The following is a 12223-nucleotide window of genomic DNA, read 5'->3' as shown; positions in this document are numbered from 1 at the left end:
TCTGAAAAGGCTTAATGATGAGGTGTCTGAAAAGCGGCGACCGCTCCTTTTTAGACACCTTCTTTGTGTTTTTAAAGAAGAATGAGACTATTTTTCGGTATTATACTTATCTCAGCCGTTTTGACGGGTTGTAATTCCCATGAGCGGGATGCCCGGGAAATAAAGACGGGAGCGGCAGATATGACTGCCCGGCCGCAACGGCTGTGGTTTCCTGTTTTCTACCCTGTAGAAGAGCTTGAAGACTGGCTGAACCGGAAATTTGACCGCGTGATTGCCGATACGTTTATTCCTTTTAAAAACGACAGCCTTTTGCTGACCGTATCGAAGCCCGGAAGAATAGAGCTGCTTATGACCGGAGATTCGGTGAATGTGCTTTTCCCCCTGGAAGTTGAAATTATTGAAGACCGGGAAAAAAAGTCGGGCAGGAAAATATACCGCAGAATTACCGGGGCGTTGAACCTTTACCTCAATATAAAGCCCGATGTAAGCCCCAACTGGGAAGTCTCTACCCGTACCGTTTTGATCGGCTATGAATGGAAAAAAAGACCCCGGCTGGAAACCGGACGGGTTAAAATCGGGATAAAATTTATTGCCGATTACCTGTTGCGGAACGAGCTGGGCGACCTCACCCGTGCGCTCGACGATGCGCTCCGGGAAAAAGTAGACTTAAAAAAGGGCATCACCCGTACCTGGATGAACCTGCAGAAGCCGCTGCCGGTTTACCGCTCGGATTCTGCCACACTTTGGTTCAGGATAGAGCCCGACAGCCTGTGGGGCGACATCCGGGGAAATGCTGACGGACTGGTATTTAACCTGGCCGTAGATGCACGGGCACAGGTGCACCGTGACTCCACGCAATTTTCCCGGTATAAGCCTTTGCCCGAATTCAGGCCCTTAATGCACATGCAGGAAGACTCCAATACCCTGGAGATCCTGGCTACTGTGCCCCTGGATGAGATCAACCGGCAGCTGAAAGTGATAGGTAAAGCCTATTCTTCCGGCCGGCGGCTGGCGTTTCCGGAGATCAGCGATATTAAAATGAGAGGTCACGGTGAAAAAGTGGCCTTTGATATACAGACTGAGGGGAGTACTCCCGCTGCGCTGACTATAGTAGGTACACCGGTATACGATACGGAAACCCGGACGCTGGTAGTTACCCACCCCGATTATGACCTGGATACCGATCACAAAGTACTGAATGCGGTAGATAAAAGATTTCGCGACGGTATCCTGCGGTATCTCGAAAAGAAAGTGATCCTTGACATCGGGGACTACATGAACAACCTGCCTGATTTTCTGAACGGAACCATCAATGAGGGTAATCATGCAGATAAGTTCCAGCTGCTTTTTTCAGAAATTGAGGTTAAAGATATCCGCCACGTCATCCGTGAATCAGAAATGCTGATCTGGCTGTCGTGCAAACCCCGCTTTGAAATTACGCTGAAGAAGCTGCCGGTGAAGAAAAAGGTAAGAATATGACCCGTTTAATCCTGCCTCTTTGCCAATAAGAATTTATAGAAGAATGAATCCTGATCCATCAGGTACTGATCGGCTATCTTTTTGCTTTGATAGTCTTTTTTAATGAGATAATAGGTATCCACTTCTGCAGAAGGGGTATAAGACGGGGTCAGTGAAAAATTCCGGATATTATCGCCGATGTATTTCAACGGCAACAGCGATACCAGTACCATAACCACTACCCGGTAAGCCCATTTCCCGGTTTTACAGGAGAGCGATTTTATAAAATAAATATACAGGATCAGCAGCAGGGGCAAGCTGGCCCGGGAAAACAGGTCGTTACCGATGCCGAGTTTGATCAAAGGCAGGAGAGTGAGGATTCCCAGAACCACCTTTAATTCTTTTTTTTGCCTGTATACGGGTTCCGTTAACCCATAAAAAATAAGAATCTCGAAACAGATGAGGCAGAGATAATTAAAGATCCGGGCCGGGTCGGTCAGGGTAAACTCAAGAGCGTTGCTGGTTTGGTTGGCGGTCAGGTAGAAAAAAATAAAAAAGGTCGGGAAGGCATTGATAACCAGGAAAACCCCCATTGATGAGACCTTTTCCCTGACAAAAACGGGCACAACCCTGACCAGGTAAATAATACCGATCATCAGGGTAGGAAAAGGCGCCCAGAACAGGCCTGATATAAGCAGGGTAGACGCATTCAGCAGATCGCGCGGCCTTAGATACAATACGACTCCCGTCAGGATAGCCGTATAAATAAACTGGTTGGGCACCCACCGGAGCGACAGGTACATGGGCAGGAGGTTCCAGCGGGTATCCTGGAAATAGAAATAAGGGCTGAATAGAAAATTCTCAAGCCGGAAAAGCGGAACCAGCAAACTGAGCAATCCTGAAACCAGGAACAGGAGGGTAAGATGCAGGAAATTGCGGTTCAACAGCAGGTAAAGCCAGGATAGACCAATGTAAATTCCGCACAATTCCCACAGGGAGAACACGAGGGTGATATTATTGATCGCATTCAGCAACAGGCCGGGAATAATATAAAAGCCATAATAATAACTGGCATAAGACGACGCACTCCCATAATAGATAGGAAGACCGGACCGGGAGAAGTCAAAAACCTTCTGAAGATGGTGCGAAATATCAAAAGCAGGATCACCCCCAATGCCCGATACACCCGATACAAAGACAAGGACACCCCCGAGGACGAGTATCCTGGTGATTTCCCAACCCGTAAAATTAAAGCTGTATCCCTCGGCCTTTATGGTTGAAGCCTGGTATACCGAGTATCCCGAAAAAAGAAGAAAAGCCGCTACCGCCCAGGGGGTCCTTAGCCAGAATAAATAAAACAGGGCGATAGGCAGATTAATGTACAGGTAGGTCATGGCCACCGGTACATTATTGCGGAATGCGTTTATAGTCATAATTATAAAGACAAATATCCGGAATTAAATCAGAGATATCAAGCAACCGTTTGTATAGTAGCGGCAATAATTTTTTGTGCTCCCGCTTTTAACACAAAACAGATATCCTTAATTTACATCATCTTTCAGAAAATAACTATGCAGAAACGCCAGATCAGCAATCAAGCCATTAACCAGATCATGTTGATCGCTGTAATTATTGTGGCCTGTTTGTTTATTTTCAGGTACCTGTCGTATTACCTGCCGGGTTTTTTAGGGGCCATTACCCTGTACATTATTTTCCGGGGTTGGTATTTCAGGCTGACCGAGGGCAGAAAATGGAACCGGGTCATAACCAGCATCCTGTTTATTTTCTTTTCTATTGTCTTTATCGTGCTGCCAATCTGGGCGCTGATCGATTACCTCATCCCGCGGATATCCTCTTTCCTGGGCAATACCGAGGATATCGTCAGTAAATTTAACCAGGTGAAAGAGTTTATCCGGAATAAGCCTGTCCTGGAACATATTGATCTTTCCGACGAGGCTTTGGTGCAGTTTCTGCAAAGCCTGACCAAATACCTGCCCGGTGTGATCAATTCTGTGGCAGAAGTGCTGATCAATATGCTGGTCACTTTTTTTGTGCTGTATTTTATGCTGGTCAGCGGCAAAAAAATGGAAGCCACCATTGAAAACTTTTTCCCTTTCTCCGACAGAAGCCGGAAGGAGCTCTGGTCAGAGATCAACCTGATGGTCAGAACCAATGCCATTGGTATCCCCATTCTCGGTATATGCCAGGGCATTGTGGCCATGATAGGCTATTCTATCTTCGGGGTGCATAATGCCGTGCTCTGGGGTATTGTTACCGGCGTGGCTACCGTATTTCCTGTTTTGGGAACTATGGCGGTTTACCTGCCGATCTGCATTGTTTCTTTTGCTACCGGCGGGCTGTCGAATGCCGTCTGGCTGACCCTCTACTGCTTTTTCCTGGTAGGAGGAATTGATAATATCCTGCGCTTCACCATTCTGAGAACCCTGGGCGACGTCCACCCGCTGATCACGGTTTTCGGTGTGCTGTTCGGTCTTAATGTATTCGGTATGCTGGGGCTGATCTTCGGCCCGCTGATCATTTCTTCCATAAGCGTTCTGTTCAAAGTATACAGGAACGAATATGGAAACCGGAGAATAGTTCTGACAGGCTCAGAAGAATTGCCCGAAGAATAACCCGTACAGATGTAAGGTATGTCAGCTGTGCAAAACGGCAAGGATAGGTTGTATAAGGGCCTATTAAAGTACTTGTCTGTAATAGTGCAGTGCAATACAAAAAATGCCTGAAAAGAACGCAAAATGCAAAGTGACGGGGTCCCGGAAGAGCATACAGGCAGTACGCAACTGAAGCCGGAGTTCCAAAACATTGCAGCGGTTTGCGTGCTTTTCAGGCACCTTCGCCGGAGGGTTACTTCAGTTCGGCCATTACTTTCTCGATAAGCGCCTTGGTGGCTTTTATCCCTTCATCTTCCGAAAGATTACGGCCTTCGTATTCAATACCGATGTTTCCTTTAAATCCGCTGTCTTTAACAATCTTCATGATTCTTGCATAGTCTTTGGTAGTTTCATTACCGTCTGCATCAAAATCGTTGGTTTTGGCAGAAACTCCTTTTGCATAAGGCATCAGCTCTTCAATCCCTTTGTAAAGATCGTATTCTTTCACACAGCCTTCCGGACCGCGCTCAATACAGAAGTTTCCGAAGTCAGGCAGTGTACCTACGTTTTCCCTGTTTACGGCTTTCATTACACCGGCCAGCCAGCTTCCGTCAGAGCTGTATCCGCCATGGTTTTCCACTACTACGTTGATTCCTTTGGTAGCTGCGTATTCTCCCAGCTTTCTCAGGCCATCTGCTGCATGTTCAGCTACTTCTTCTGCAGTACCTTGTCCGGCAGCATTTACCCGGATGGTTTTTGCGCCCAGGTAAGCGGCAATGTCTACCCACGGATAGTGGTTTTCCACGGTTTGCATACGGGCAACAGAGTCGGCGTTTCCAAGATCTCCCAGGGCATCACACATGATCAGGCCCACGGTTACACCGGCATCATCACAGCGTTTCTTGAAATCTTCCCAGTAGGCCATGTCTTTTGCTTTGCCGTAGTAAAAGGTATTTACCAGCTCAATAATGTTAATGCCGTACCCTTTGGCAATAGAAGGGAAGTCGATCGGCTTTAACGGCCCCTGCAATAAGGAATCAGGGGCTTCTTTCAATAATCTGCCAAATTCCTGCCAGTTGCCTTTCAGCGCATCACCGAAGAAACTGTTATGAAGCGACCATTGGGCCAGTGAAATGTTCCAGTCGGGTTGGGTCTCTTCTGCTTTCTGAGTTTTACTGCACGCAGACAGGAAAACGGCTCCGACGGCTGTCAGGGCAAGAATACTTAGCATTTTGATTTTCATAGAAATAGGTATCATTTAAGGTTAAAAACCCAAACCTACTAAATTAATATGCTTTTATGAAGCAAAAAGCCGGTTTATTTGCCCGGAGATAAAAACTTCAGAATCCGGGCAGTACCCGGAAATTTATTTTGGAGACACCTTGTTCTGATTAATAACGGACTTTAACCCCCGCAGGTAATGACACAGTACTATGATTCTATGGCAGACCGGTACAGGTCTGAAAGCGCACAGCTTAAAAAACGTTACGATACCTACAGCCTGTTCAGAGTGCTTCTGGCTCTTACCGTTATCTTTACCGCCTGGTGGGCTATACGTTCCGGGCAATGGATATATGCGCTGCTTCCCCTCCTTGCCGCAGGGCTTTTTGTGGGGTGTGTGAAAAAGCACCGGGCCATTCAATGGCAGAGGAGACTGAGCGTCAACCTGCTGAACATTAACCGGGAGGAAGCCGCGTTCCTGTTGCGGAAAGAAAATGCGAATTATGACGGGACCCGCTATATAGACAGCACCCATTTCTATACCTATGACCTGGATATCTTCGGGAAAGATTCGCTTTTTCACTACCTCAACCGTACTACCACCTATGTCGGTGAAATGAAGCTTGCCGAAAGCCTGAGCCGTTCATTTTCGCCTGAAGAAGCGCTTTCACGGCAGGAGGCCATCCGGGAGCTAAGCGCCGATCCGGAGAGGAGGCAGCATATAACCGCCAGGGGCCGCATGATGCCTGACAGTGAAGCCGAATACCAGAAACTGGTGGCCTGGTCAGAAAACCGGGACAACGAAGTGAGCAGGGCAGCTACGACCTTAAGTTTCCTGTTGCCGGCCCTGTTTATAGGTGCGACAGCAGGGTATATAACCGGAATATGGAGCTGGAAGTGGATCCTGGCAGCGTTTGTGGGCAACCTGGTTTTAACAGGAACCCAACTGGCAAAAATCAGGGGTGAGCTGGCGGGTTTTAAAAATGTGGCTGACATCATCAGGCATTACGGCCTTATTCTGACGGCCATTGAAGCCGGGCCTTTCCGGTCGGCCGGCCTGGTCAAGCTGCAGGAAGAGCTGGGCGGGCAGGCCGGCCCTGAGCTGGCCCGGCTCTCAAGACTTTTCCTGAAGCTGCAGGGAATTAATTTTGACCTGGGCGCGCTGGTCCTGAACGGAACGCTGACCTATCACATTCATGCGCTGCGGGCCCTTTTGCAATGGAAACAGGCACATGCCGCCCGGCTGCACCGCTGGCTGGAAGTAATGGGTGAGACCGATGCGCTGAGCAGCTATGCTAATTTTGCCTGGAATAACCCGGGGTATGCCTACCCGGTTCTGCATGCCCGCCCGGAGCTCCGTTTTGAAGATATGGGACACCCGCTGATCAATGAGCAGGCCCGGGTAAATAATACTATTCACCTTACACCGGTAAACTTTATGATTCTTACGGGGTCTAATATGTCAGGGAAGAGTACTTTCCTGCGTGCTATAGGTGTGAACATGGTTTTGGCGGGAGCCGGTGCTCCGGTTTGTGCCGTAAAGGCGCAGGCGGGCCTCCTTCCTGTTCTGGTATCTATGCGGCAGTCAGACTCCCTGAGCAGCGGTGAATCTTATTTCTTTGCAGAAGTAAAGCGGCTGAAGGCTATAATGGATCAGCTGGAGAAAGAACCCTGCCTGGTGCTGCTTGACGAGATTCTGAGAGGAACCAACTCCAACGATAAGCAGTCGGGCACCATTGGCGTCATCAAAAAAATTATAGCGCATACGGCAACCGGCGGAATTGCCACCCATGACCTGGCCGTATGCCGGCTGGCAGAGGAATACCCGGACCGGCTGGAAAACCGGAACTTCGAGGTAGAGATCATCAACGATGAGCTGGTTTTTGATTACAAGCTTCGCGAAGGCGTCTGCCGCAATAAAAGTGCTACCTTCCTGATGGAAAAAATGGGCATCATTTAAACAGCTTGCTGAAGTTGGGCCGGGCGGGCTGTCTTTCAAAATATTTCAGGGCACCGGTAGGAGATATTTTTACCAGCGGGCTGTCGTGGGTGATATAAAATACATATGAGCTGTTAACGCCCATTATTTTCACCGATGCGGAGTCATTGGATACAAAAACCAGCTTATCGGTATAGCTGATGTTGCCGCGCCGGATAGCAGAGGCTCTTTTTGCCCCAAAACCGATATCCAGACCCACGTAAAAGCTGAAAAGAAATACGAAAAAGAAGACAACCAGGAGATCAAGGACTTTATTTTCACGTCCCGGTTGAATACCCAGTCGTTTTTTCAGCCTGGCTTTCTTTTCAGGAGTATTGGTGCTGTTCAGGATGCTTAGCACGGAAACCACAATGAAGATGATGCTCCCCAGCAAATAGAAGTTGGACGTTAGTTTGGAAATAGGGCTGAGCAGCACATCGCTGATGCCGGAATAATTCAGGATATTGATACCCAGCTGGCTGTAATAAAGGGCTTCGCCCAGGATACCCAGAATAACGATATACAAATAGCCTAAGGTAAAAATTCCCTGGACGCCCTGGGACTGGTAGAGTCTTTTGATCACGGTTATGAAAGTTTGGATTGCAAAAATAAGAAAAAAACCGCCTGTAAAAAGGCGGTTTTTTTCTTGTGGAGCTGCAGATGATTTCATTATCATCCCGTACCACGAATATTCATCAGTACTCTTTTACCTCTTTGTGCTCATAAGGCTCTGTGAGCAGCTTGTCTACCGGTAATTCGGGCTTGTTCAGGCCCAGCCGGTTCAGCAGGCTGTCAAACACCTGGTAAATTACAGGCACCACAATCAGGGTAAGGAAGAGCGAGCTCAGCAAACCACCGATAATCACCCACGCCATACCGTTTTTCGACTCTGAACCACTACCTGAAGCCATGGCGATAGGCAACATACCGAATACCATGGCAATGGTGGTCATCAGGATAGGACGAAGACGGGCGTGGTTGGCCAGCACCAGCGCTTCGCGCGTGGATTTTCCTTCGGCCCGCAGCTGGTTGGTAAAGTCGACCAGGATAATGGCGTTTTTGGCTACCAGACCAATCAGCATGATCATACCCAGTATGGTAAATATGTTCAGGGTGTTATTGGTCAGTGCCAGGGCCAGCAAGGCACCGATCAGGGCCAGCGGTATAGAGAACAATACCACAAACGGGTGCACAAAACTGTCATAAAGCGCTACCATGATGAAGTACACCAGAAGGATAGACATGATCAGGGCCACTCCCAGGGTACCGAACCCTTCTGCCTGCTGCTCCATGTCACCGCTCCATACGTAGCTTACGCCGTTGGGCTTCGGAATGGAATCCAGCTTGGGCTGCCATCCGGCTACGACCACGGAGGCAGGAACCCCTACCGCCTGTGACTGTACCTTGATGGCCGTACTCTTGTCTCTTCTTTCCAGCTGGCTCGGACCTGAGCTTTCTTTTACTGCGGCAAACTGCGACAGCCGGATAAGCTCGCCCCGCTTATTGGTAAAGAGGGTGTTGCTTACGTTATCTACATTCTTACGGTCAAAATCATCAAACCGGATATTGATATCGTATTCGTATTGTCCCTGCCTGAATTTACCGTTGGTATTTCCGTTAAAGGCCGTTTGCATGGTAGCACCTACCGTAGAAAGGTCAAGCCCCAGGGCCGCCATCTTATCGCGGTCTACTTCTACTGAAATTTCGGGGTTACCGCTTTCAGCCGAAAGCTTGGCTTCTACCGCACCCGGTATTTTTTTCAGCTCGGTCAGCGCCTTCTCGGCATATGCCGTGACGCTGTCGCGGTCTGAACCTACCACTACCAGCTCAATAGGGGCCTGGTCAGCTGTACCGATAAAGCTTACCGGCAGGGTTTTGATCTTGGCACCTACCAGTATTTTCTGCAGCTCCTGCTTGGTTTTGGCGGCATATACCTCGGTGGCATCGGCCCGTTTTTCCTTATCGACCAGCTTCACCATGATCTCTGCCTTATAGGCAGGCGCCAGGGTAGCCACCATACCGTCGCTCGACTGGCCCACGGAGGTGATCAGGGAAATGATCTCCGGCTTTTTACTCAGGTAATCTTCCGCCTGCTGGGTCAGCTGGTTGGTTTGTTCAATGGCCGCATCTTTCGGAAGCTCTATCTGAACAAAAAACTCGCCCCGGTCAGAGTTAGGGAAGAACTCACCGTTAATATAACCGCCCACTACCAGCAGGAACGAGGAGAAGAACATCACCACTACAATCACCAGTGTGATCAGCTTATGGCTTAAGCACCATTCCAGGATACCGGTGATCCAGCGGGTGAACCGGTTCAGCTGTCCTTCAAACCAAAGAATAAAGCGGCTGAAGAAGTTGCTTCCGTTGATTTGTTCCAGCTTACCGAAACGGGAGGTCAGCAGCGGCACAATGGTGAAAGATGTCAGCAGGGAAAGCAATACCGAAATTACCACCACGAGGCAGAACTCGCGGAGAATGTCAGAAACCATACCTGTGGAGAGGGCAATCGGTAAGAATACCACCACAATTACCAGGGTGATGGAAATTACGGTAAACCCGATCTCCTTGGCACCGTCGTAGGCGGCCCTTACCCGGTTTTTCCCCATTTCCATGTGACGGTAAATGTTTTCAATTACCACAATGGCGTCATCCACCAGGATACCCACCACCAGGGAGAGTCCCAGCAGCGACATCATGTTCAGCGAGAAGCCCATCAGGTTCATACCAATGAACGTGGCGATCAGCGAAACCGGGATAGCCACCATTACGATGAGCGAGTTCCGGATGCTGTGCAGGAAGAACAGCATGATGATGGCCACCAGCACAATGGCCAGGAAGAGGTCAAACACCACGGCATTCGCCGATTTCAGGGTATAATCGGAGGTATCGTTGGCTACGGCGATTTTCAGCCCTTCTGTTTCATATTGTTTTTCCACCCGGGTCAGGATTTCCTTGGTGGCCTTGCTTACTTCTACTGCGTTGGCATCCGATTGCTTGAGCACCTGCAGCGAGATAGCGCTTTTACGGTTCACCCGTGAAATCTTTTCTACGTCTTTCTGGGCATCCTGCACGTCGGCAATATCTTTCAGGCGCACCTGGGCTCCTGTAGGGCCGTCGGCGATTACCAGGTTACGCAGCTCTTCCACATCTTTGTATTTACCGGATAGACGTACCAGGATGTCCTGGTTGTCTGACTTGATGCTACCGGTCGGGAAGTCGAGGTTAGAACCCAGGATGGCCTGCTGCACCTGCAGAATGGAGAGGTTGTATCCTTCCAGCTTTGAGGCGTTGATGTTTACCTGTATCTCTCTTTCCTGTCCCCCGATGATGTTCACCTGGGCCACCCCCGGCACGCGGGATAAAATAGGCTGGATCTGCTTGTCGATCAGGTCATAGAAAGTGGCGTCATCCAGCTGTGCCGTGGCAGAAAGGGTAAGGATGGGCAGGTCATCAAAAGAAAACTTGTTCAGCGAGGGCGCCTCGGCATCATCCGGCAGCTGCGACAGCATGGCGTTGATCTTTCGTTGCGCATCGTTCAGGGCCAGGTCTACATTGGCACCGGGCCGCAGCTCGATAATAACGAGCGAAAGGCTTTCGTACGAGGTAGCGTCCAGCTTTTTGATGTTTTCAAGCGATGCCACCGCATCTTCAATCTTTTTGGTGACGGTGTTTTCCACCTCACCGGGCGATGCTCCCGGGTATACGGTGGCTATAGATACTACTCCGGGGGTGAATTTGGGCAGAAGCTCGTAATTCAGGTTGAAGTAGCTCAGTATACCGAACAAAGTAAGCGCTGTGAAGACCACAATCACAATAGACGGCCTTCTTATGGATATATCAGCTATTTTCATATTCTATTATTTTGTATGATAGGGGATAAGCCCGTTATTTCTGAATTTCAATGGCAGCACCGTCCTGCAGGTTGATCTGTCCTGAAATGACGATGGTTTGGCCTGCTGAAAGTCCGTCAAGAATCTCTACGTTGTCACCGAAAATGCTTCCGGGAGTCACATGGGTAAGCGTAACCGTATTGTTGCTGTTTACCACGTATACCTGGCCGTTTCTTACACTGCCCACAAATGCGGTACGGGGAACGGTCAGGATAGGCGCTGTTTTTTCAAAATTGAAATTGGCCGATGCGTACATCCCTGATTTTACTTCTGATGCGCCGGCAGAGTTCAGCCTGATTTCAATAGGGAAATTCAGTGAATTATCGGCTTTTACTGAAATAAATGAAACCTGACCGCTGAAGGTTTTGTCAGGGAAAACCGGGATTTTAATGTCTACCCTGTCGCCTTTCTTCAGCTGCACCACCTGCTTTTCATTGACATTTACGTTCAGCTTCAGGCTGGAAACGTCTACAATATCAAACAGCTTTGTTCCGGGAGAAGCATAAGAGCCCAGCTCAATATACTTTTTATTGATCACCCCGGAGATCGGTGCTTTGATGCTCACATCGCCGATTCTCTTCTGGATCTGGTCTATGCCGTTACGGGCATTTTTTACGGCCAGGTTGATCTCGTCTACCTGGGCCTGGGTAACTCCCCCTGTTTTCAGCGCGTTTTCGAGCCTTGTTTTATCGGTAAGAAGCTTCTGGTACTGCTCATTGGCATTTTGCAGGTCAAGCGCAAGATATTTATCTTCTACTGTAGCAATGACCTGGCCTTTGGCCACGCGGTCGCCTTCTTTTACACGGATAGAAGTGATCCTGCCTGACACTTCAGACATGAATTCGAGGTCCTGGTTGGGAACAAAGTTACCGTTGGCCACGAAGTCAAGGTCAATAGGCTTCACTTCTGCGTTGCCCACTTTTACCAGTACGGCACCGCCGGCGGCATTCACCACGTCTACCTTGGCCTGGTTTTCTTTTTTGTTTTTGCTCAGGATATACGCAATGGCCCCTCCGAATCCTGCGAGAACGAGTATAGTAATGATAATACGTTTCATTGTTTAT

General features: G+C 49.0%; 8 protein-coding genes. 3 read left to right on the top strand and 5 right to left on the bottom strand.

The features are described 5' to 3' along the window. Positions 1 to 81: 81 nt before the first annotated feature. Positions 82 to 1479: a DUF4403 family protein gene (locus AB2U10_RS00530; protein ID WP_367914350.1), complete on the top strand. Its 1398-nt coding sequence runs from the start codon at positions 82 to 84 to the stop codon at positions 1477 to 1479. A gap of 5 nt (positions 1480 to 1484) precedes the next feature. On the opposite strand, the gene AB2U10_RS00525 is transcribed toward AB2U10_RS00530, so the two are convergent. After that, the gene (locus tag AB2U10_RS00525) at positions 1485 to 2891 is read right to left on the bottom strand and encodes a hypothetical protein (protein WP_367914351.1); all 1407 of its coding nucleotides are present in this window, start codon (positions 2889 to 2891) and stop codon (positions 1485 to 1487) included. A 138-nt stretch (positions 2892 to 3029) separates the two neighbouring features. On the opposite strand from AB2U10_RS00525, the gene AB2U10_RS00520 reads away from it, so the two are divergent. Then, entirely contained in the window at positions 3030 to 4091 is a 1062-nt protein-coding gene (locus AB2U10_RS00520; protein WP_367914352.1) for an AI-2E family transporter, read from the top strand. Between the two features lie 232 nt (positions 4092 to 4323). On the opposite strand, the gene AB2U10_RS00515 is transcribed toward AB2U10_RS00520, so the two are convergent. Next, the gene (locus AB2U10_RS00515) at positions 4324 to 5313 is read right to left on the bottom strand and encodes a sugar phosphate isomerase/epimerase family protein (protein WP_367914353.1); all 990 of its coding nucleotides are present in this window, start codon (positions 5311 to 5313) and stop codon (positions 4324 to 4326) included. Positions 5314 to 5490: 177 nt separating this feature from the next. Here AB2U10_RS00515 and AB2U10_RS00510 point away from each other — a divergent pair, with 177 nt between their 5' ends. Continuing rightward, positions 5491 to 7251 (top strand): MutS-related protein, encoded by a 1761-nt coding sequence (locus tag AB2U10_RS00510; RefSeq protein WP_367914354.1) that lies wholly within the window; start codon positions 5491 to 5493, stop codon positions 7249 to 7251. Here AB2U10_RS00510 and AB2U10_RS00505 read toward each other — a convergent pair. From AB2U10_RS00505 to AB2U10_RS00495, 3 genes are all read right to left on the bottom strand, one after another. Continuing rightward, entirely contained in the window at positions 7244 to 7852 is a 609-nt protein-coding gene (locus tag AB2U10_RS00505; RefSeq protein ID WP_367914355.1) for a hypothetical protein, read from the bottom strand. The two genes, AB2U10_RS00510 and AB2U10_RS00505, sit on opposite strands and share 8 nt — an antisense overlap. Before the next feature lie 112 nt (positions 7853 to 7964). Continuing rightward, a complete protein-coding gene (locus tag AB2U10_RS00500; protein ID WP_367914356.1) occupies positions 7965 to 11120 on the bottom strand; it encodes an efflux RND transporter permease subunit in 3156 nt (1051 codons plus the stop codon). Positions 11121 to 11154: 34 nt separating this feature from the next. Then, positions 11155 to 12216 carry an efflux RND transporter periplasmic adaptor subunit gene (locus tag AB2U10_RS00495; RefSeq protein ID WP_367914357.1) on the bottom strand — a complete coding sequence of 354 codons (1062 nt, stop codon included), beginning with the start codon at positions 12214 to 12216 and terminating at the stop codon, positions 11155 to 11157. Between the last annotated feature and the right edge of the window lie 7 nt (positions 12217 to 12223).

The organism is Leadbetterella sp. DM7, assembly GCF_040829825.2.
Taxonomy (GTDB): Bacteria; Bacteroidota; Bacteroidia; order Cytophagales; family Spirosomataceae; genus Leadbetterella.
This window is presented reverse-complemented; position numbering and strand designations above follow the sequence as displayed.

Excerpts from the sequence above, each read along its gene's own strand:
- AB2U10_RS00500 (WP_367914356.1), bottom strand. The coding sequence starts at position 11,120 with ATGAAAATAGCTGATATATCCATAAGAAGGCCGTCTATTGTGATTGTG.
- AB2U10_RS00495 (WP_367914357.1), bottom strand. The coding sequence starts at position 12,216 with ATGAAACGTATTATCATTACTATACTCGTTCTCGCAGGATTCGGAGGG.
- AB2U10_RS00515 (WP_367914353.1), bottom strand. The coding sequence starts at position 5,313 with ATGAAAATCAAAATGCTAAGTATTCTTGCCCTGACAGCCGTCGGAGCC.
- AB2U10_RS00530 (WP_367914350.1), top strand. The coding sequence starts at position 82 with ATGAGACTATTTTTCGGTATTATACTTATCTCAGCCGTTTTGACGGGT.
- AB2U10_RS00525 (WP_367914351.1), bottom strand. The coding sequence starts at position 2,891 with ATGACTATAAACGCATTCCGCAATAATGTACCGGTGGCCATGACCTAC.
- AB2U10_RS00510 (WP_367914354.1), top strand. The coding sequence starts at position 5,491 with ATGACACAGTACTATGATTCTATGGCAGACCGGTACAGGTCTGAAAGC.
- AB2U10_RS00520 (WP_367914352.1), top strand. The coding sequence starts at position 3,030 with ATGCAGAAACGCCAGATCAGCAATCAAGCCATTAACCAGATCATGTTG.